The organism is Agromyces sp. Marseille-Q5079, assembly GCF_051016555.1.
GTDB lineage: Bacteria > Actinomycetota > Actinomycetes > Actinomycetales > Microbacteriaceae > Agromyces.
Genome location: NZ_JBPEJF010000003.1, coordinates 34,654 through 56,019 on the forward strand (window position 1 = coordinate 34,654; position 21,366 = coordinate 56,019).

Annotated in this window: 15 protein-coding genes and 1 pseudogene; 10 read left to right on the forward strand and 6 right to left on the reverse strand. The window is 71.0% G+C overall.

What is annotated here, in order from left to right; all coding sequences use genetic code 11:
- Positions 1–140: 140 nt before the first annotated feature.
- The 3 genes from ACR3IO_RS07705 to ACR3IO_RS07715 all read right to left on the reverse strand — a co-directional run bounded on the left by ACR3IO_RS07705 (position 141) and on the right by ACR3IO_RS07715 (position 4,965).
- Positions 141–1,235, reverse strand: coding sequence for an acyltransferase family protein (locus tag ACR3IO_RS07705; protein ID WP_434070610.1), 1,095 nt, complete (start codon positions 1,233–1,235; stop codon positions 141–143).
- 299 nt (positions 1,236–1,534) lie between these two features.
- A complete protein-coding gene (locus tag ACR3IO_RS07710; RefSeq protein WP_434070611.1) occupies positions 1,535–3,670 on the reverse strand; it encodes an acyltransferase family protein in 2,136 nt (711 codons plus the stop codon).
- 116 nt (positions 3,671–3,786) lie between these two features.
- Positions 3,787–4,965 (reverse strand): acyl-CoA dehydrogenase family protein, encoded by a 1,179-nt coding sequence (locus tag ACR3IO_RS07715; RefSeq protein ID WP_434070612.1) that lies wholly within the window; start codon positions 4,963–4,965, stop codon positions 3,787–3,789.
- Positions 4,966–5,069: 104 nt separating this feature from the next.
- On the opposite strand from ACR3IO_RS07715, the gene manA reads away from it, so the two are divergent.
- Together manA and ACR3IO_RS07725 are read left to right on the forward strand one after the other, a co-directional pair.
- Complete coding sequence (manA, locus tag ACR3IO_RS07720; RefSeq protein ID WP_434070613.1) at positions 5,070–6,341, forward strand: mannose-6-phosphate isomerase, class I; 1,272 nt, start codon at positions 5,070–5,072, stop codon at positions 6,339–6,341.
- Between the two features lie 73 nt (positions 6,342–6,414).
- On the forward strand, positions 6,415–7,566 hold the full coding sequence (locus ACR3IO_RS07725) for a glycosyltransferase (RefSeq protein WP_434070614.1): 1,152 nt from the start codon (positions 6,415–6,417) through the stop codon (positions 7,564–7,566).
- Here the strand turns inward: ACR3IO_RS07725 and ACR3IO_RS07730 are convergent.
- Positions 7,468–10,215, reverse strand: a complete 2,748-nt coding sequence (locus tag ACR3IO_RS07730; protein WP_434070615.1) for a glycosyltransferase — start codon at positions 10,213–10,215, stop codon at positions 7,468–7,470. The two genes, ACR3IO_RS07725 and ACR3IO_RS07730, sit on opposite strands and share 99 nt — an antisense overlap.
- Before the next feature lie 217 nt (positions 10,216–10,432).
- Here ACR3IO_RS07730 and ACR3IO_RS07735 point away from each other — a divergent pair.
- A pseudogene (locus tag ACR3IO_RS07735) lies at positions 10,433–10,996 on the forward strand (glycosyltransferase family 2 protein); the annotation flags it as partial.
- Between the two features lie 681 nt (positions 10,997–11,677).
- Here the strand turns inward: ACR3IO_RS07735 and ACR3IO_RS07740 are convergent.
- Positions 11,678–12,661, reverse strand: a complete 984-nt coding sequence (locus tag ACR3IO_RS07740) for a GlxA family transcriptional regulator (RefSeq protein ID WP_434070616.1) — start codon at positions 12,659–12,661, stop codon at positions 11,678–11,680.
- An 82-nt stretch (positions 12,662–12,743) separates the two neighbouring features.
- On the opposite strand from ACR3IO_RS07740, the gene ACR3IO_RS07745 reads away from it, so the two are divergent.
- The 5 genes from ACR3IO_RS07745 (at position 12,744) to ACR3IO_RS07765 (ending at position 19,221) form a co-directional block, all read left to right on the forward strand.
- Entirely contained in the window at positions 12,744–12,884 is a 141-nt protein-coding gene (locus ACR3IO_RS07745) for a hypothetical protein (RefSeq protein WP_434070617.1), read from the forward strand.
- A 35-nt stretch (positions 12,885–12,919) separates the two neighbouring features.
- The gene (galE, locus tag ACR3IO_RS07750; protein WP_434070618.1) at positions 12,920–13,888 is read left to right on the forward strand and encodes a UDP-glucose 4-epimerase GalE; all 969 of its coding nucleotides are present in this window, start codon (positions 12,920–12,922) and stop codon (positions 13,886–13,888) included.
- 193 nt (positions 13,889–14,081) lie between these two features.
- Complete coding sequence (locus tag ACR3IO_RS07755; RefSeq protein WP_434070619.1) at positions 14,082–14,402, forward strand: WhiB family transcriptional regulator; 321 nt, start codon at positions 14,082–14,084, stop codon at positions 14,400–14,402.
- A gap of 141 nt (positions 14,403–14,543) precedes the next feature.
- Complete coding sequence (locus ACR3IO_RS07760) at positions 14,544–17,783, forward strand: glycosyltransferase (RefSeq protein ID WP_434070620.1); 3,240 nt, start codon at positions 14,544–14,546, stop codon at positions 17,781–17,783.
- Positions 17,773–19,221, forward strand: a complete 1,449-nt coding sequence (locus tag ACR3IO_RS07765; protein WP_434070621.1) for a DUF5719 family protein — start codon at positions 17,773–17,775, stop codon at positions 19,219–19,221. Before ACR3IO_RS07760 ends, ACR3IO_RS07765 begins: the two co-directional genes overlap by 11 nt.
- Positions 19,222–19,233: 12 nt before the next feature.
- On the opposite strand, the gene ACR3IO_RS07770 is transcribed toward ACR3IO_RS07765, so the two are convergent.
- Complete coding sequence (locus ACR3IO_RS07770; RefSeq protein WP_434070622.1) at positions 19,234–19,674, reverse strand: hypothetical protein; 441 nt, start codon at positions 19,672–19,674, stop codon at positions 19,234–19,236.
- 44 nt (positions 19,675–19,718) lie between these two features.
- Between ACR3IO_RS07770 and ACR3IO_RS07775 the strand changes: the two genes are divergently transcribed.
- Together ACR3IO_RS07775 and ACR3IO_RS07780 are read left to right on the forward strand one after the other, a co-directional pair.
- Positions 19,719–19,937, forward strand: coding sequence for a DUF3499 family protein (locus ACR3IO_RS07775; protein WP_434070623.1), 219 nt, complete (start codon positions 19,719–19,721; stop codon positions 19,935–19,937).
- Positions 19,934–21,364, forward strand: coding sequence for a phosphomannomutase/phosphoglucomutase (locus ACR3IO_RS07780; RefSeq protein WP_434070624.1), 1,431 nt, complete (start codon positions 19,934–19,936; stop codon positions 21,362–21,364). The genes ACR3IO_RS07775 and ACR3IO_RS07780 overlap by 4 nt, the downstream gene beginning before the upstream one ends.
- Positions 21,365–21,366: the final 2 nt, after the last annotated feature.

The window sequence follows — 21,366 nt, forward strand, 5'->3', positions numbered from 1 at the left end:
TCTCAACTCAGGCGGCGAGTACTCGGGCGACGCGCGTGCGCATGTCTGTCCGCGGGCGTCGGGAAGACGTCCGCATCCATTAGTAACACGGGCAGTGTCGTCGTGTTGACAACAGACGGTACTCGGGCGCTCGCTTCGTCTCAGAGCAGGACTCGCTTGAGGGGCGTGCGCGCGATGAGCAGGCCGATCGCCAGGGGAATCAGGTACGCCAATGCGAACGTCGCCTTGGATGGTTCCAGCCCGTAGTGGAAGCAGGTCCAGAGAACGAGGGAATGGCCGAGGATGATCGGTATGGCCACCGCCGCGATCGCGGCGACCGGCCTGGCCGCCCACCGGGGGATCAGTCGCTCGCAGGATTCCGCGACCAGGATCAGCCCGCAGGCGATCGCCACTCCCATCGCCAGACTCACGATGGGGTCTCCGATGTTGCCGAACTTGAGGTTGATCGGAGCGAACAGACCGAACCCCCCGAGGAGGAGCGGCGGCACGGCAAGGATGATGCCGAAGACGAAGGGCTTGGTGATCATCGGGCGGTACGTCCTCAGGAGGATCCCGAAGGAGATGAATGCCATGACGGGCAACGCGAGCGTGATGCTCTCGGGCACGGCCGCGATCGAACGCGGGTCGGCGGCTGCCCAGAGCACGCCAACGCCGGCGATGAACCAGACCAGGAACGGCGACAGGTTCCCCAGGATTCGGATGAAGATCGCGGCGAAGAACAACGCGGTGATGAACCAGAACGACGAGTAGGGTGCCCAGGCATGCGTCCCTCCTGCTGCGGCCCTGATCAGCCATCCGACGTCGAGCCTCCCCCGTTCCACGAACAGGATGGTCTGGAACACGGCGGTGACGAGCAGGAGCCATCCGAGGTACGGGACGAGGAGTGTTCGCGTTCGACGTCTCACCTCGTCCCGAGCGGTTCGCTGCGGCTTCCAGAAATATCCGGTGAGGACGAAGAAGAGAACGGTGTGCCAAGTGTAGAACCACGGTCCCGCCCATTCGCGGGCCGCCCAGTTGTGCGTGAGCACGATGGTCCCGATGGTCAGGACGCGAAGCGCATTGAGAGCCACGCTTCGGGTCGTGGCGGATGCTCGTTCCTTGACGACGCGAACTTCCGGGACGCTGGACGCGGGTGCGTCGGCCGGTTCGGAGCGGGCAGGCGTGGGCCCGGGGTGGCCCTTCGAACGGGCCGGCGGGCTCACGTGGACGTGTTCCGGCTGGGAGAGAGAGGTCATGGCGGCTCGCTTCTGCGGGTGTGGCTGGGGGACCGATGACGCGAGCGTCCTTCGCAGGGTATCCGGACAGCTGTGTCCTCCGTCCTCGCGGAGGGCGATGCCGGCGCCCAGTCGTATGGCCGGAAATCGATCTCATCAGCTTTTTCGAGTTCGCTGGTGCCAGCCACGGCGACGGCGCTACCCCTCGGATTGGGGTAAGCGCCTCGTCAAGAATTCGACGTCATCGCATCCACGCCGGTTGAGCCTGCGTTGCGGGAGTCAGGTGCTGCGGCCGAGCCGAACCGTGAGCTCGCGCTCCGTCACCTCGCTGTCGAATCGAAGGCGGCCGCGTCGAAGCGATCGAAGAACTGGGGCGCCGTCGAGCGCAGGTAGGTCGCAGTCGCGTGGTGCTGGTCGCGGTAGACGATCGCCGACCCGACGACGGCCGGGCACCGGCCATCGACGCAGTAGAGGTCGAGCGTGGGCACGATGGGGGCGCCGGTCAGCCGCGCGGCACCGACGTAGCGGTCGGCGATGGCCGTGGCATCCGCTTCTGGCACGTCGCAGGCGCCTGCCCGCAGGTCGGCCTCGGGCGCCTCGATCACGCAGGTCGCCCCGGCGTCACCGATGCGCGGGTTGTCCTCGATGACGACGACCTCGGTGCCGACCTCGGCCAGCCGCGACCAGTTCTCGGCGATGCGCGAGACCTCGGCTGGGGTCGCCTCCGCCTCGCCGCGTCCACCTGCGTACACGACGAGGTCGAACGGCTCGTCGCCGAACAGCAGCTGTTCGGTCTGCTCGAGTCGGCCACGGCATCGGTCGGATACATCCGGATCGCCCGCGGTCTGCAGGCCCCAGACGCACCCGTTGCTCGTGATCGTCGTGATCGACCATCCCGACCCGTCGGCCGCGGCCTCGAAGAGCGACCGGTACATCGCCGCGTGGGAGTTGCCGATGAGCGCGATGCGGGTAGGGCCATCGCCCGCCGTACAGGTCGTGAGGTCGGCGGCATCCGCCTGGGTGTAACAGGCGTATGCGCCGCCGGTGTCGTCGAGCAGGGCCGCGCGGTCGGGCACGAGCGGCTGGTCGGCGAGCACCTCGGCGCATTCCGCGTCGCGGCCGAGGGCGCCGGCACCGAAGCAGGTTCCGACGGTCTCCTGAGCGGATGCCGCGTCTCGATCGAGCTGCGATGCTGCGGCCGTGCCCGCGGCGATGCCGAGCCCGGCGCCGGCCATGACGGCGATCCACGCGCCGATGAGGAGCACCGCGACGAGCGGGCGTCGCGCGGGCACGAGCCAGGAGGCCGACACCCGGCGTTCGACGAGGCGGTTGCCGAGCACCGCGAGCCCGATCGCGAGAGCGATGATCAGCGAGCCCTGCCAGAGGTTCGGCGTCGCGTGCTGCCCGAACACGTAGCGGTACGACACGAGGAGCGGCCAATGCCAGAGGTAGATGCCGAACGCGACGCCGCCCAGCCAGACGAGTGGTCGGCTCGCGAGCACCCGGGTCGCCGCCCACGGGCGCTCCTCGTGCCGGGTGGCGACGAGGAGCAGGGCCGCGCAGCTCACCGGCCAGAGCGCCGCGACGCCGGGGAAGCTGCTCGAGACCGGCAGCACCATGCCGCAGATGATGAGGCCGACGAGTCCGACCCATGAGGCGATCGCCGACGCCGCGCCGCGGAGCGTCAGGCGCGTGCCCGCGAGCGCGATGAGGCCGCCGACGCCGAACTCCCAGAGTCGGGTCGTCGTGCTGAAGTACGCCGTGGGCTGGGCCACCGAGGTCTGCCAGAGCGACCACGCGAACGACGCCGCGGCGACGAGCGCGATGGTGCCGGCGAACATGCCCCGGAATCGCGGGGTGGCGTCTGCACTGCCGGCGCTGCCTTGGCGCGGGCGCAGCGCGAACCAGAGGGAGCCGAGCGCGACCAGCAGCCAGATCACATAGAACTGGCCCTGCAGCGTCATCGCCCAGAAGTGCTGCACGATCGTGTGCGGATCCTCGGCGTTGAGGTAGTCGACCGCGTTGACGGCGAGGAACTCGTTCTCGACGTACAGGGCCGAGGCGAGGATCTCGGTGAAGTTCCGGGCTCGCAGCACCTCGGGTGCGAGCGTGACCGTGATCGCCAGTGCCGCGACGAGCACGACCGCGGCCATCGGCCACACGCGCCGTGCCAGGCGCCCGAGGTACTGCAGCGGGCGGATGCGTCCCTCGCGGCGCACATGCCCGACGAGGGTGAGCGTGATCAGGAACCCCGTGATCACGAAGAAGACGTCGACCCCGCCCGAGACCTTGTCGAACCAGATGTGGTAGGTCGCGACGAGCAGCGCCGCCACGGTGCGCAGGCCCTCGATCTCGAGCCGCTTGGCCGACACAGCCGCGGGGGACACGGCAGACGGCGAGAGCCGCCGGGCCGCGGCATCCGCCGTCGAAGCCATCGAGGAGGTCGGTGCGGTCACGGAGCGCGAGCGTAGCGACGGTCGGCGAACGGCAGGTGAACGTCGGATGCCGCGGGCGAAGGTTCGCCCGCGGCATCCGCCGGTTCTCGTGGTTCAGTCCACGCGCTTCATGAGCGTCACACGAACGCGGCGCTGCCCGTGATCTTGCGGCCGACGATGAGCGTGTTCATCTCGCGGGTGCCCTCGTAGGAGTAGAGCGCCTCGGCGTCGGCGAAGAAGCGCGCGACGTCGTACTCGAGGGTGATGCCGTTGCCGCCGCACGCCTCGCGCGCCCACGCCACGGTCTCGCGCATCCGGGCGGTCGTGTAGGCCTTCGCCAGGGCGGAGTGCTCGTCGCGCTGCTCGCCGCGGTCGAGCATCTCGGACACGCGCACGACCATGCCGAGCGAGGCGGTGATGTTGCCGAGGCTCTTCACGAGCAGGTCCTGGATGAGCTGGTGCGACCCGATGGTCTTGCCGAACTGCACGCGCTCGCCGGCGTACTTCACGGCCGCCTCGTAGGCGCCGATCGAGGTTCCGACGGCCGCCCAGGCGACCTCGGCGCGGGTCAGGCGCAGCACGCTCGCGGTGTCGCGGAACGAGTTGGCGTTCTGCAGTCGCAGCGACTCGGGAACGACCACGTTCTCGAGCGTGATGTCGGCGTTCTGCACGGCACGCAGGCTGATCTTGCCCTGGATCTTCGTGGCGGAGTAGCCAGGGGTCGTGGTGGGCACGATGAAGCCCTTGACCTGGTTGTCGTCGACGTCCTTGGCCCAGATGATCGTGATGTCGCTGAAGGTCGCGTTGCCGATCCAGCGCTTCGCGCCGTTCAGCACCCACGAGTCGCCCTCGCGCTTCGCCGTGGTGCGGAGGCCCTGTGCGGAGTCCGATCCCGACAGCGGCTCGGTCAGCCCGAAGGCGCCGAGGACCTCGCCGCTCGCGAGCTTCGGGATCCACTCCTCGCGCTGCTCCTTCGAACCGCACACGCTGATGCTGCCGGTCGCGAGGCCGTTCTGCACGCCGACGAAGGTGGCGACGGAGGCGTCGACGCGGGCGAGCTCCATCGCGATGAAGCCGCGGAACACGGCCGAGTTCTCGAACGGCTTCGTCTCGTCCCAGCCGAAGGAGAGCACCCCGCGCTCGGCGAGGGGCTTCACGATCTGCATCGGGAACTCGGCACGCTCCCAGTAGTCGCCCACGATCGGCTTGACGTCGGCCTCGAGCCACGCACGGAGCTCGGCGATCGCCTGCTTCTCGCGGTCGGTGAGGAGGGATTCGTACGAATAGAAGTCGCTCGCGAGCGGCTCGAAGGTCATGACAGCTCCAATACGTCGTCGGATGCCACGAGCCTACGTCCGGCATCCGGACGGCCTCCGGGCATTGGTAGCTTTGAGGGAAATCTCGGAAGGGGCCCTCTGGAATGTTTGTGTCGATCGGCAACACCCCGCGCGACTACGCATGGGGGTCCACCTCGGCCATCGCCGGATTCCGCGGTGTGCCGGAGTCGGGGGCGCCCGAGGCCGAGCTCTGGCTGGGTGCGCACGCGGGGTCGCCGGCGCGCATCGTCGGCACGGCATCCGCCGGCACGGCATCCGTCCCGTTCGGCGACCTGGCCGAGTGGATCGCGGCCGACCCCGAGACGGCGCTCGGTGCCGGTCTGGCGGCGCGGGGCGCCCGGCTGCCGTTCCTCCTGAAGGTGCTGGCCGCCGCCGAGCCGTTGTCGCTGCAGGCGCACCCGACGCCCGAGCAGGCGCGCGCCGGCTTCGCGCGCGAGGAGGCCGACGGCCCCGAGATCACGGCCTACGACCGCAACTACAAGGACGAGTTCCACAAGCCCGAACTCATCGTCGCCGTGAGCGAGACCTTCGACGCGCTCTCGGGCTTCCGCCCGCTCGACGAGGTGACGGGCGTGCTGCGCACCCTTCGGGCAGCGGATGCCGCGACCGACGACCCGCAGCCGGTCGCGCTCGACCTCCTCGAGGCCCGACTCTCGTCGCGGCATCCCCTTCGCGACACCGTGGAGTGGCTGCTCCGCGACGGCCGGGGCGGCGACACCGGCGAGGTCGCCTGGGTCGTCGAACGCGTGACGGCGCTCGCGGCCTCCGCTGCGGCGCTCGACCCGGAGTACGCGCTCTCGTTCGAGACCGTCGGCGCGCTCGCCGAGGCCTACCCGGGCGACCCGGGCATCGTGATCTCACTGCTGCTGAACCGGGTGCGCCTGCGACGCGGCGAATCGCTCTACCTCGCCGCCGGCAACATCCACGCCTACCTCGAGGGCCTCGGCATCGAGCTCATGGCCGCGAGCGACAACGTGCTGCGCGGCGGGCTCACGCCCAAGCACATCGACGTCGACGAACTGCTCGAGGTGCTCGACTTCACGCCCATCGCGCCGCCGCGGCTCGAGCCCGAGCACGTCGGTGCCGGGGTCGAGGTCTTCCGTCCCGACGTCCCCGACTTCGTGCTGTACCGCGTCGATGCGCCATCGACGGACGCCGCGTCCGACGTCGCCGCGACCGGCATCGACCTCGACGGACCGGCGATCCTCGTCGCCGAGGGCGGCGACGTCCTGGTGCGCGGGGCCTCCGGCGAGGCATCCGTCGCCCGTGGTGCCGCGCTCTACGTCACGCCCGACGAGCGGCGACTCGTCGTCACCGGCGAGGGCATCGCCTGGATCGCGACCACCGGGAACTGAGCCGCGAGTGTCATCCGCACGGGCCTGAATGGCCGTGGTCTGCCGTACACGCACGCCGGGTATCATGCGGGCCGTGCGCGCACTTCACAAGGTCCTCGTGTTCCCCGCCTGGAGGGACAACCCCTACCTCAACCTCCTCAGCCTGGCGCCCCGCGCCGCAGGCTTCGAGTTCTCTGGCGTCACGGTGTACGAGTCACTCGTGCAGTCCGTCGGTCGCCTCGAGTCCGGCGACGTCCTGCACGTGCACTGGACGACGCCGATCCTGCAGCGCCGGCGCACCGATGCCGACGCCTGGGCCGGCTTGGCCGAGTTCACCTCGATCCTCGACGATCTGCGTGGTCGCGGCGTCCGGATCATCTGGACGGTGCACAATCGCCTCCCGCACGAGCTCGCCCATCGCGAGCCCGAGATCGCGTTGCACCGGCTGCTGGCCGAGCGTTCGGACGTGATCCACGTGATGGCCCCCGCCACGCCGCAGGTGCTCGCCGAGGTCTGCGAGCTTCCCGCCGATCGCGTTCGCACGATCGCGCACCCGAGCTACCTCGGCGTCTACGGTGCGCCACCGGCACGCGGCGCGGCGCGCGCCGGACTCGGGCTCGGGGCCGATGAGCGCACCGTGCTCTTCCTCGGGCAGATGCGCCCGTACAAGGGGCTCGGGACCCTGCTCTCCGCGATGCGCGTGCTCGCCGAGCGTGGTGATCCCGTGCCCACCCTGCTGCTGGCCGGTTCAGCGACCGCCGAGGCGCAGGCCGAGATCACGGCCGCGCTCCCGACCGAGGTCAAGGCGGTCACGCGGTTCGAATTCGTTCCCGACGCCGAGGTCGGCACCTGGTTCGCCGCAGCCGACCTCGCTGTCTTCCCGTACACGTCGATCCTGAATTCGGGCAGCCTGCACCTCTCGGCAGCCTTCGACGTGCCGGTCCTCTTGCCCGGCGAGCCGCACCTCGTGGAGCAGTTCGGCGACGAGCCGTGGGTCGGGTTCTTCGACCTCGCCGATCCCGTCGAGTCGATGGCCACGGCGATCACGGATGCGCTCGCGACATCCGCAGAGGTCGACCTGACCCGGCGATTCGACCGCTTCAACGCCGAACGCTCGCCGTGGCGAATCTCCTCTGACTACGCCGACCTACTCGTCGAGCTCACGACGGCGAACCGGCACGAATCGCCGCAGTCGGTGCACCGCGCCACGGCTGGCGCGCCCGGCAGCCCGCTTCACCCAGTGTGATCGGCGAGCGACGCGGATGCCCCGACGATCGAATCGCAACAGGAAGCGGTCGAACGCGTCGTACTCGGGTGTGACCGCGTCGATGCGGAGGGACACGACCTCGCCGGTGCCGACCAGCTGTGCCGCGGGTCGGAGCAGCACATGCTTCGGAACCGCGTGCGCGGAGATGACCCCGCTGACGACCGTGACGTCATCGACCTGCGTTCGTCGAACGTGCATGGCGTGCGCGACGCCAGACCTCTCGTCGTAGAGCACCGGGTCGAACTCCGCGGCGCCCTGCTCCACGCGGATGCGGAACCTGACGGACGCGCCGGTGCGGACCTCGGTCAGGGTCGCCGAGGCCCGTCGTGACGCTTCGAGCCGCGCGGTGAGATCGGCGGAGCCTCCATCGGTCGCGAGCTCCGGAACCGACCGCAGCAGGTCGGCATGCTCGCGCGGAAGCGCATCGACGATGCGCACGAGCGTCGCGTGGTCTGCCGGTGCGCCCTCGAGTACCACGTCGGCGAAGCAGTCGACGAGGCGATCGCGGACGTCGCGCTCGAAGAGCAGGTCGACTCCATCGCGCTCGACCCCCTCGATGAGGCGCAGCCATGCCGTGAGTCGCCGTGACGTCGAGGGCTCGGGCCCGCTGAAGAGCACCGCGACCGCCGCCGCGAGGTCGCACGAGCCGTCGAGCACGAGCGAGAAGACCGTGCGCTTCGGGCCGGTGCGCTGCGTGCGCGGGTCGCGGCCGATCACCTCGATGAGCTCGCGCACCAGCGCGACGACCTCCGCGTCGCGGGAGGCGTCCCGGTTGTCGGAACGCAGGTACTTCGACAGGTGCACCCAGCCGTCGCGATCGAGGATGAGGGCGGCGTACTGGCTGCGCACCCGATCGCTGCCGTGCTCGGTCACCAGGTGCGCGCAGTGCAGCTCCTGCGTCAGGTAGCTGATCACCGCATCGGCGGAGGCGGCCTTCGCGGTCATCGACGAGGCGCCGGGACGCTCCCGGTAGAGGTAGACGACCTCCTCGATGACGTCGATGCGCTTCGCGGCCAGGTATGCCGTCACCATCGGCACGATGTCGTTCGAGCGGGGAACATCGGGGAAGCGAATGCCGGTGCGGTCCCAGAACTCGCGACGGAACACCTTGTTCCAGCACGGTCGACCGAAGATCAGTGAAGGCTCTTCGGCCAGGCTGATGCCGCGACTGGGCTTCGCGTATCCCGGCCAGTTCGCGGTCGGACGCCACGTGTCGATCGGCGAGAACTTCAGGTAGTCGCCGAAGACGAGGTCGGAGCCTGATGCCTCGAGGCTGTCGACCATGGCCCGGTACGCGCCGCGCGGCACGAGGTCGTCGCCGTCGCAGAAGACGAGATACCGGCCGCGGGCGCGATCGATGCCGATGTTGCGCGCGGTGCCGCCGCCGCGAGTCACCGCGTCGACCAGCCGGATACGGGGGTCGGATGCCGCGAGCTCGGTCAGGAGTGCACGGGTGCCGTCGGTCGAGTGGTCGTCGACCACGATCACCTCGAGGTCGACCTCCTGGGCGAGTACCGACGCGATGGTCTCGCCGACCCACGGACGGACGTCGTGCGTCGGGATCACCACGGAGAGCAGCGGGGCGGGCGGTTCGTCAGCAGACGCTGCGTCCGCGGTCCGGGCTCGGCCGGCCGCCTCGAGGAGACCGGCTGCCGACAGCTCGCCGTCGGTCAGGCCGTCGGTCGGAGGGTCGAGTTCTCCGAGCGCGTCGAGTCGCCGGAGCGCGGCAACGCCCTCCGGCCAGAGGTTCGCGCCGAGCGATGAGCCGAGCGCGCGCCGCTGCACGAGCGACGATGCGCGAAGGTCGAGGTACGTCGTCGCGCCCTCGTGGCGAGGAGATGCCTCGCCCGTCCAGACGTCGATCGGGAATGATCCGAGCAGGGCGGCCGCGTCCCACTCAGCGGCCGGCACCGGCCCGAGGTCGAGCGCCTCCTCGACCGAGCGCGCGAAACGGATGTCGGGCCGGCCCGTGCCGGCGTAGAAGTCGAGGTACTTGAGCGGGTCTTCGGCGCGCGGCGAGATGGGCCGCGACGGGATGCCGAGCGCGTCGGCCACGATCAACGCGTGGAGCGACGTGCCGGTCACGAATCCGCTTGCGGCCAGGTCGCGAACGACCTCCCATGGTTCGGCGAGCGGGCTCCGCGTGTGCTCTGGGGCGAATCGGTCGAGTTCGTTCATGTTCGGCACGGCGATGACGGAGCGGCGCTGTTCGGATTCGGCTGCGAGGTCGGGCCAGAGATCACCGATCAGCAGGGCGGGGTCGCCGTAGACCTCCGGCGCGAGGATGCCGCGGGCGGCCAGGAGTGCGCGGCTCAGCGGACCGCGCACCGCCCTGACGTCCAGCGATGGAGTCAGCGGCTGCTGCATGACCTTGCCGTTGACCCCTGCGCCCCAGACGACGTCGCCGGGCTCGGCGAACTGCAGCACCGACCCGACGCTCAGCACCCGGCGAGCGTGGGAGGGAGCGATTCGGGCGCCGGCGTGACGGGTCTCGAGTACGCGCGCCACGATCAGGGGACCGAGCAGGTCGCCGAAGTTGCCGGTGGCGGACGCGTGCGCTGAGGCCCGACCAGGACGCCAGCTCAGGCAGCGCACGCCGTGGACGATCTGGTCGAATTCGGTGTTCACGCGGGTCATCATAGGTCTCCAACACGACACGTTGGTGTTGTACGTTGCGCCCGTGAAAACCATGACCGGTCGGGTACGAGGGCTCCTGCGGCGCATCGCGGGCCCGGGTCTGCATTTCTTTCGAAAGCTGGTGCTCCGTCGGCGGATGTCGCGGGGCGCAGCCTCCGCGGTCCACGTCCCGCCCACCCATCGCCAGGAGGGCTGGATCTCAGTGATCATGCCGACGAAGGACGTCGTCGGCTACATCGACGCGAGCCTCGAATCCGTGCTCGGGCAGGACTATCGGCGGCTCGAGGTCATCGTCGTCGACGACCACTCCATCGACGGAACACGCGAGCGGCTCGCGGAATGGGAGCGTCGCGACCCCCGCGTGCGGGTGTTCGACGTCGACTTCTCGGACCCGAACGCGTCCCGAAATCACGGCATTCGGAGAACAGCAGGTGAATTCCTCACCTTCCTCGACGGTGATGACGTGCTGCTCGCCGGCGCGTACCGAGATCTCGTCGGCAGTCTCGAACGCACGGGGTCCGATTTCGTCGTCGCCGCATACGATCGCCGCTCCGGTCGGCGGCGGCATCCGGCGGCGTTCTGGATCGACGAGGCGCACGCGACGCGGCGTGAAAGCACGACCGTCGCGGAGCATCCGGACATCATGGTGAATGCCGTGCAATGGAGCAAGGTGTACCGCCGGTCGTTCTGGAACGGCGCCGGCCTGTCGTTCCCCGAGGGCGGGCACTTTCAGGACCAGGTGCTGAGCGCGACGGCATATGCGCGGGCGCGTGGGTTCGACGTGCTCGATCGCCAGACCGTGTCGTGGAGGATCCGGGAGGCGGGCACCTCAATGACGCAGCAGTCCGCGTCCTCACGGCAGATCGCGGACCGCTTCTCGACGGCCGTCTCGGCGCTCGAGGTGCTCGACTGGGAGGCCGGCGCCGACCTCGCACGCCGACGCCTCATCCAGTACCTCTCGAACGACATCGCCATTGCCGGGGCGAGGCTGCCCGACATGGACGCCGACGCGTACGACGCCTTCGCGTCGGGGCTTGCGAGGCTTGCGCCCCCCGCCGATCGGTGGGATGTCTGGAACGAGGTCCCGGCGGCGCCGAAGGTGCTGTACGCCTTGATCCTCGCCGACGAGGAGGCTCGGGCCAGGTCGTTCGTGCAGCGGGGCGGGCTGGATCTGCTCCGCCACCGTGTCGTCGTGCTCGGCGGGGCCGCGTACGTGTGCCTGCCGTTCTGGGGCGAATCGGACCCGCACGTCGGACTCGGGTGGTTCCGCGCCGCGCCGCGCGATCTGCAGGTGCTCGCCGAGCGCGGTCGATCGTTCTTCGCGGCGAAGTCTGCACAGCAAGGGACCCAGGTCGCACAGGTCGAGGTGCTCGACGAGATGGTGTTCGCCGACACGCTGATCGACGGCGCCGCGTTCGATGAGGGGGTGCTCGACGCGGCGGCCGCGGTGACGTCAGTCGCCGACGACGGCCAGTTCGCGGATCGGTTCGACGCGCACGCCGAACAGTCGGCGGTAGGCGGTCGGCGTGGTCTGCAGCACCTTGACGAAGTGATGGCGCATCACCGCGGCCGCTCCGAAGCCCGTCTCGCGGGCGATCTCCTCGAGTGAGAGCGAGGTCTCCTCGAGCAGCTGCTGCGCTCGCAGCAGTCGTTGCCGGTTGAGCCAGGCGTTCGGCGTCGTGCCGGTCTCGGCGCGGAAGCGACGGGCGAACGTGCGCGGCGACATGAGGGCCTTGCGCGCGAGCAGGTCGACGGTGAGGTCCTCGTCGAGGTGCTCGAGCATCCACGCGGTGATGGTGGCGAAGGAGTCGCTGTGGCACTCGGGCACCGGCGACAGGATGAACTGGGACTGGCCGCCGTCGCGCTGCGGCGGCACGACCATGCGCCTGGCGACGATGTTGGCCGCACCCGCGCCGAGCTCGGTTCGTACGATGTGCAGGGCGGCGTCGATGCCCGCAGCCGTGCCGGCGCCGGTGACGATCTTGCCGTCCTGCACGAACAGGACGTCGGGGTCGACCTCGGTGCCGGGGAACATCTCCGACATGAGGTCGGTGTACATCCAGTGCGTGGTCGCCTTGCGGCCGTCGAGGACGCCGGCGTGGCCGAGCGTGAACGCGCCCGAGCAGACGGAGAGCACCCAGGCGCCGCGGTCGACGGCATGGCGGATGACGTCGAGCACCCGCTCGTCGGGCTCGGAGCCGACGAGCGAGGCGGGGACGGCGACGAGGTCGGCCTCGTAGGCGAAGTCGAGGTTCTCGTGCACGACGACCTCGAAGCCCATCTTCGTGGAGATTGGCCCGGGGTCGGCGGCGACGACGTGGTAGTCGAACGTGGGACCGCCCTGCGCGGAGCGGTCGATGCCGAAAACCTCGCAGATGACGCCGAATTCGAACGGGGCCATCTGGGGGAGTGCGATGCAGGCGATGGAGTTGAGCACTGGCCCTCCTTGGCAGGAAAAGAACGATTGCTGTCAACTCTGCCACTCGCGGCAGGATATGGCAAGAACGAGACTTTCTGCCATGACCATTCTCCTGATCCTCATCATCGCCGCGCTGGCCGTCTGGGCCATCGTCGGCGCCGCCCTCACCGCCGCGCACGACGGGTACCACCGACTCGACGCGCGCGACGCGAACTTCCGTACCCCCGTTAGCATCGACTGAGGCTGCCGACCGGGTGCGGCCCGGAAAGGCAGGACATGAGCTGGCTCGTCACCGGAGGTGCCGGTTACATCGGCGCCCACGTCGTTCGCGCGTTCGCCGAGCAGGGCATCGACGCCGTCGTCATCGACGACCTCTCGTCGGGCCGACGCGGCTTCGTCGCCGACGGCGTCCCGTTCGTGCAGGGCTCGATCCTCGACGGCGCGATGCTCGACCGGGCGATGGCGGAGCACGACGTGCAGGGCGTCGTGCACCTGGCCGGGTTCAAGTACGCCGGCGTCTCGGTCTCCCGCCCGCTGCACACCTACGAGCAGAACGTCACCGGCACCGCCACCCTGCTCTCGGCCATGGAGCGGTCGGATGTCGAGCGCATCGTCTTCTCCTCGAGCGCAGCCGTCTACGGAACCCCCGACGTCGACCTCGTGACGGAGACGACGCCGAAGCACCCCGAGTCGCCGTACGGCGAGTCCAAGCTCATCGGCGAGTGGCTGCTCGCCGACCAGGCGACGGCGACGGGCCTGCGCCACACGAGCCTGCGGTACTTCAACGTCGTCGGATCCGGCACCCCCGAGATCTACGACGCGAGCCCGCACAACCTGTTCCCGCTCGTCTTCGACGCGCTGCTCGACGGCCGCACGCCGCGCATCAACGGCACCGACTACCCGACCCCCGACGGCACGTGCGTGCGCGACTACATCCACGTCGCCGACCTCGCCGCGGCCCACGTGGTGGCGGCGAAGCGCCTCGACGCCGGTGAGCCGCTCGAGCCCGTCTACAACCTCGGCTCGGGCGACGGCGTCTCGGTCGGCGAGATCATGACGGCCGTCGCGGCCGGCACGGGCATCGCCTTCGAGCCCGAGATCGGCGAGCGGCGCGCGGGCGACCCCGCCCGCATCGTCGCGTCGGGCGAGCTGGCCGCCCGCGACCTCGACTGGCGCATGCGGCACACGCTGGCCGACATGGTCGCGAGCGCCTGGAGTGCGCGGCAGGCCGCCGCGAAGGACTGACCGCGGGCATCGCGTGCCCGTGGCATCCGCTCAGATCACAACTCAGGAACGCCCTCGGCGTGTCGAGCGCGCGGTGAAGCCTCGACGGCGGATCGAGGGTTTACGATCTGCGACTTGACTCTCACGAATTACACCGGTGTAATTGTTCAAGACACACCCTTCGGGTGGTCGGTACAACTGGGTGGGAGACGATATGAGCAATCCTGAATATCGTTCTGGAGTACCTGACGATTGGTTCGTCGATCCGATTCGGCTCGGCGTTCCTGGGGTTCGTCCGGGGGCCGGCGACGACAATCCGTTGGCATGGCAGAGCGACGCACTGTGCGCGCAGACCGATCCGGAGGCGTTCTTCCCTGAGAAGGGCGGCTCCACACGAGATGCGAAGAAGATCTGCACCGGTTGCGAGGTGCGGGCGCAATGCCTCGAGTACGCGCTCGGCAACGACGAGCGATTCGGCATCTGGGGCGGACTGTCCGAACGCGAACGTCGCAAGCTCCGCAAACGTGCGGTCTGACCGGCAGGTCTGATCGAATGGGCGCCACCCTCCGGGGTCGGCGCCCATTCGCGTCTGCGGGCACGATCACCGCCGGGTCGGATTCGTGGCACGCCCGGTCGGTTCCGGATGCCGCGCCGAGCGCCGCCTAGGCTTGCCCCGATGTTCCCCAGAGTCACCGCCGTCCTCGTCGCTCGTCACGGCGGCGACCGCCTCCGGCACACGTTGGAGGCCATCGGCGCACAGCGGCGTCGGCCCGACGTGTTCGTCATCGTCCTGACCCACCCCGAGGGCGGTGCCCGAGAACTCGCGGCCGACGCGGGGGCGACCCACATCGTCGAGAGCGGTGAGCTGCTCTCCTTCGGGGACGCCGTCACGGCGGGCGAGCGGGTGCTGGACGCACCCGCCGACGAGTCGGATGCGCTCTGGCTGCTCGCCGAGGACTCGGCACCCGATCCGGATGCGCTCGATCGCCTGCTCGCGACGCTGGTGAACGGGCGCACCGTCGCGGTCGCCGGACCGAAGCTCGTGCGGTGGGACGAACCCGACCAGCTCGTCGGCCTCGGACGCACGATGACCAGGTTCGGTCGTTCGGTGCCCGTGGTGCCCGCGGAACTCGATCAGGGGCAGCACGACCACCAGAGCGACGTGCTCGGCGTCGACCCGGCCGGCGTCCTCGTGCGTCACACGGTCTGGCAGGCGCTCGGCGGGTTCGACCCGGCACTGCCGAGCGTCGACGACGGACTCGACCTCGGCGTGCGCGCCAGGCTCGCCGGCCACCGCGTGATCGTCGAGCCCTCGGCCCGGGTGCTGTTCGCCGGAGACGGCGTCGCCGGGCCGCAGGCGGGCGCTCGCGGCTCGGTGCGTCGCCGACGCGATCGGCTCGCACGAGCCGCGGCCCTGCACCGCAGGCTCGTCTACGCTCCCGCAGCGGCCGTGCCGCTGCACTGGCTCACCTTCCTCCCGCTCGCCGTCGTGCGCTCGATCGTCATGCTGCTCGGCAAGAAGCCCGGTGCCATCATCGGCGAGTTCGGCGCCGCCCTCGGAGTGATGTTCGGGTTCGGCCGCGTCGCCCGGTCGCGGCGCGCGCTCGCCGCGGCGCGCACCACCGGCTGGTCGGCCGTCGCCCCGCTCCGACTGCAACCCGACGAGGCCCGTCGGCGCCGTGAGGCGGCCGCCGAGGCGAGGCGCATCCGGGCACGGGGCCGAGCCGACGACGTCGCATTCATCGGATCGGGCGGCGGTTGGGTGCTGCTCTTCTCGGTCGTGGCATCCGTCGTGCTGTTCTCCTGGATGCTCGGTGCCGGCGGCATCGGCGGGGGCGGACTCCTGCCGCTCTCGAACGGGCTCGACGAGCTCTGGCGCAATGCCGCGTACGGCTGGCGCGACATCGGCGCCGGATTCACGGGCGCGGCCGACCCGTTCGCGGCCGTGCTGGCGCTGCTCGGCTCCCTCGCGTTCTGGGCGCCGTCGTTCGCGATGGTGGCGCTGTGGCTGCTCGCGCTCCCCGCCGCGGCGCTCGGCGCGTGGTTCACCGCGTCCCGGCTGAGCGAACGCGGATCGGTGCGCGCCCTCGCCGCGCTGCTCTGGATGTTCGCGCCGATGTTCCTCGCCGCCCTCGCCGAGGGCCGCCCCGGCGCCGTGCTGGCCCACGTGCTGCTCGGCTGGCTGGCCTACGCCGCGCTCGGTGCGGCCCGATCGTGGTCCTCGTCCGCGACTGCGGCGCTGCTCTTCGCCGCGGTCATCGCGGCGGCGCCGAGCCTGGCCCCCGTGCTCGTGATCGGATGGCTCGTCGCGCTCGCGGTCAGCGGTCGGGCGGCGGTGCGCCTCGCCTGGCTGCCCGTGCCCGCCCTGGCCCTGGCCCTGCCCCTCATCGTGGAGCAGTTCACGGGAGGGTCGCCGATCTCCACGGTCGCCGACCCCGGACTCCCGTTCGCCAGTGCCGCGCCGACGGCCTGGGAACTCGCGCTCGGACTGCCCGAGGCGGGATGGGGCGGATGGCCCGATGCGGTCGCCGCGATCCCCGCCCTCGCGGGCCTCGACGCGTTCACGATCATGCTCGTGCTCACGGGACTGATGGTGCCGCTCGCACTCGTGGCGCTCGCCGCGTTCCTCGCCCGCGGCATCCGCGTCGTCCTGCTCGCCGCGGCCGTCGTGATCGGCGGGTTCGCCACGGCGTTCGCCGCGACGCTCATCGCGGTCGCGATCGCGGGCGACGAGGCGATCGGCGTCTGGGCCGGCGCCGGCCTGAGCTTCGCCTGGCTGGGCATGCTCGTGGCGGTCGTGGTCGCCGTCGACGCCCTGCCCAGGTTCCGTGCGGCACTCGGCGCCGTGCTCACGGTGTGCGTGGTGCTCGCGGTGATGCCGACGCTCGGCGCGCTGGCGACCGGGTCCGCGACCGTGGGCGCCGCGCCCGTCCGATCCGTGCCCGCCTTCGTCGAGGCGGAGGCGGAGGCGGATCCTCGCGTCGCGACGCTCCGCATGGAGCCGCTCGCGGGCGGCGGGCTCCGCGCCACGCTCGAGCACGGTACGGGCGAGACGCTCGACGACCAGTCCACCATCGCCCAGACGCGGACCGAGTTGACCGACGACGAGCGCGAACTCGCGAGCGTCGCCGGCAACCTCGCGAGTCGAAGCGGGTTCGATGCGGATGCCGCGGTGCGCGAGTTCGGCGTCTCGTTCGTGCTGCTCGAGCCGGGCGCCGACACGGACGCCGCCGCCGTCGCGACGGCGGAGCGGGCTCGCGTCGCGCTCGACGGCAACCCCGCCCTGATCTCGGTCGGGGAGACCGACTTCGGCACGCTCTGGCGGTTCGTCGATGCCGAAGCGGATGCCGCGGCCACGCAGATCCCACTGACGGCGGGCTGGCCCGGCGGTGTCATCACCGCGGTGCAGCTGATCGTGCTGCTCGCGACGCTCCTCCTGTCCATCCCGACCGGTGCGGGGCGCGAGGAGGATCGTCGTCGCGTCCGCCCGAAGCGGGCGCGCGCCGAGAAGCCGATCGCGGCCCTGCCGTCCGAGGTCGAGGTCGAGGACGGCGACGTGCCCCCGGAGGTCGAACCGTCGCCGGAGGCCGAACCGTCACCGGATGGCGAGGCGGCCGATGCGACCGCAGCCGGGGACGGCCCCGACGAATCCGCGGTCGCCGACGACCCGGCGAACGTCGCCGGCCCCGAGGATTCCCCTGAGCAAGCGCCTGACGGTGCCACCCAACCCGGCGAGGCCGTCGAGCCGGCCGACTCCTCCGAGCCCGTCGAGCCGGCCGTGACCGCCGACTCGGCCGAGCCCGACGCGGCAGCCGAGCCCGACGGCTCCGCTGCCGCCGAGCCGCCCGCGGATCCGGCAGCGCCGGACGAACCCGCCGACCGTCCCGAGAACGGGGAGGCCCCCGATGCCCGTTGACCGCAGTCGCATCATCCGCACGGGCGTGCGCGTCGCCGTCGCGCTGGTCGTGGGCGCCGTGGCGGTGGGCGTCGTCGGCGCCGCCGCGATCGGAAGCTGGCCCGAGCACCGCGCGGAGCCCGGATCGGTCGTCGTGGCGCCCGACGAGGCGATCCAGCAACGGGTGTGCCCTGGGCCGCTCCTCTCGATCGGCGACGACGCGGCGGCCGCCACCGCGGTCGAGTCGTTCGGCTCGACATCGGTCGTGTCGGCTTCGGTGCCCGAGGACGCCGAGATCGGCAAGACCTCCCTCGCGGCTCCCGAGAACTCCGGCGCCGACCAGGACGGCACGCCGGTCGTGCTCGACGCGCAGCCCGGTGCGGTCGAGGCCGGCATGCTGGCCGGCGCCCAGTCCCAGACCGCGCAGTCCGACGTGCTCGCCGGCTTCGCCGCGGCGTCCTGCACCGAGGCGGCCTCGGAGTCCTGGCTCGTGGCCGGGGCGACCACGCTCGGCCGGAGCAGCCTCGTGCTCCTGGCCAATCCCACCGACGTCGCGGCCACGGTCGACGTTCGCGTGAGCGGCGAATCCGGACCGGTCGAGGCGCGCTCCGCCGTCGGCATCACGGTGGCGCCGCGCACGCAGCGCGTGCTCTCGCTCGCCGGACTGGCGCCGAACCTCGCCTCCCCGGTGGTGCACGTCACGAGCACGGGCGGCGCGATCGCGGCCTCGCTCGAGCAGTCCGTCATCGAGGGGCTCGCCCCCGCCGGCATCGAGCTGACGGGCCCGACGGCTCCGCCGGCATCCTCGCTCGTCATCCCCGGGCTCGTGATCGGCGGATCCGGCGGCGTCGCCGCCGACGAGGACCACGCCGAGGGCGATGCGTTCCCCGCGGTCCGCCTCCACGTGCCCGGCGACGACCCGGTGCAGGCCACGGTCGGCGTCGCGAAGGTCGGCGGGGGAGACGGCGACTCGTTCGACGTCGAGCTGCAGCCCGGCACCGTGAGCGACATCCCGCTCGGCGACCTCGCCGCGGGCACCTACACCGTGCGCATCGAGGCCGACGGCCCGGTCGTCGCCGCGGCCAGGTCGAGCATCGGCACGGCCGAATCGGAGACGGATGCCGGTGCGCCGGCGGACCTCGCCTGGTTCGTCGCCTCCCGCCCGCTGCTCGACTCGGCGGTCGTGGCCGTGCCGAGCGGCCCGTCGGCCACGCTGCAGCTGGCCGGCGGCGAGGACGGCGCGACCGAGGCGACCGTCACGGTCGACGGCCGCAGCACGAACGTCTCGGTGCCGGCGCTCGGCGCGGTCTCGGTGCCGCTCCGGGGCCGCGAGGTGCTGCTCGAGGGCGTCGAGGGCGTCTCGGCCGCGGTCACCTACAGCAGTGGTTCGTCGCTCGCGGCATTCGCCGTCATGCCGCCCGGACCGCTCGACTCGCCCATCCGCGTCTTCCCGCGCTGACGCGCGTCGCGATCAGAGGTGCCGGTAGCGCCCGGGGGCGAGCTCCCACGGATCCTTGTCGAGGAACTCGGCGATCGCGCGGAAGACGCAGCTCTCGATGAGGAGCTTCTCATCGCGGTCCTCGCCCTCCTGGAGGCGGAGGAACCGCACGATCGGCAGGCGGTAGAGCGTGATGCGGCGCTCGTCGTGCGCGACCTTCCACCGGTCGATGTGATCGACGTGGATCGCCTCGGCGGGTGCCTGCACGACCTCGAACACGACCCCCTCGAGCTCGGGCCAGAGCCCGCGGAGGTAGGCGGCGGTGCTGGCGACGATCGTGTCGAACTCCTCCAGGCGGGTGCTGAGCGGTTCGAGGTGGGGGCCGGTGACGGCCGAGCGCATGCCGCGCCCGTGGCGGTCGCGGGCCAGTCGCCTCGGCGAACGCGGGCTTGCGACACGACGTGATCGAGGCATGCCTCCATCGTAATGTCCGCCGACGTCGCTACGCTGGTCGAGCCATGAAGAGACGTTGTTCGCGAACCGCGTGCCCCGCCGAGGCGGTCGCGACGCTCACGTTCGACTATGCGGATTCGATGGCGGTGCTCGGCCCCCTGTCGGCGGCGTCGGAACCGCACGGCTACGACCTCTGCGCGGTCCACGCGCGGCGCACGTCGGCGCCCGTCGGCTGGCAGATCGTTCGGTACGTGACGCCCGGTCGGGTAGATTTCACGGCATGACTGCCGCCGGTACTCCTGTCGATCGTGAACGCCTCAACTCCATCGTCAAGGCCTACGACGTGCGCGGCATCGTCGGCGAGGCCCTGACCGAGCAGTCGGTCGAGGCGCTCGCCGCGGCCTTCGTCGACGAGGTCGGCGCGGCCGGCGATCGGGTCGTCGTCGGCCACGACATGCGCGACTCCTCGCCCGGCTTCGCCGAGGCGTTCGCCCGCGGCGCCACGAGCCGGGGCGCCGACGTCGTGGCCATCGGCCTCTGCTCGACCGACGAGAGCTACTATGCGTCGGGCATGCTGCAGGCGCCCGCGGCGATGTTCACGGCGAGCCACAACCCCGCGGCGTACAACGGCATCAAGTTCTCCCGCGCGGGGGCGCAGGGCATCTCGCTCGACACCGGCCTCGCCGCCATCCGCGACCGTGCGGGCGACTACCTCGAGCAGGGCGTCGACGCGGTCGCCGAGCCGGGCACCGTGCAGCACGTCGACGTCCTCGCCGAGTACGCGGCGTACCTGCGCGGACTCGTCGACCTCAGCGGCATCCGACCCCTGAAGGTCGTCGTCGACGCCGGCAACGGCATGGGCGGGCTCACCGTGCCCGCGGTCCTCGGCACCGCAGCCGGGCTGCCCGAGCTGCCGCTCGAGATCGTGCCCCTGTACTTCGAACTCGACGGCACGTTCCCGAACCACGAGGCCAACCCGCTCGAGCCCGCGAACCTCGTCGACCTGCAGCGCGCGGTCGTCGAGCACGGCGCCGATCTCGGTCTCGCCTTCGACGGCGACGCCGACCGCTGCTTCGTCGTCGACGAGCTGGGCGGGGCGGTCACCCCGTCGGCGGTCGCCGCCATCGTCGCGGTGCGCGAGATCGCCCGGGTCACGGCCCTCGGCGAGACCGACGTCAACGTGATCCACAACCTCATCACCTCGCGGTACGTGCCCGAGACCATCGAGGCGTCCGGCGCGAACCCGGTGCGCACGCGCGTCGGGCACTCGCTCATCAAGGACCGCATGAAGGAGACCGGCGCCGTCTTCGGCGGCGAGCACTCCGCGCACTACTACTTCCGCGACTTCTGGGGCGCCGACAACGGCATGCTCGCCGCGATGCACGTGCTGGCCGAGTTCGGCGGCGGGCAGGGCGTGCTCTCCGAGCTCGCCGCGCGCTACACGCCCTACGCGCTCTCGGGTGAGATCAACTCGGTCGTCGACGACGTGCCGTCCGCGTACACGCGCATCGTCGAGGCGTTCACGGGTCGCGGCGAGTTCGACGAGCTCGACGGCCTGACCGTCATCGGACTCACTCCCGATGATGCGTTCTGGTGGTTCAACGTGCGACCGTCGAACACCGAGCCGCTCCTGCGCCTCAACGTCGAGGGGGCGGATGTCGCGACGATGTCGCTCATCCGCGACGAGGTGCTCGGGCTCATCCTCGGCTGAGG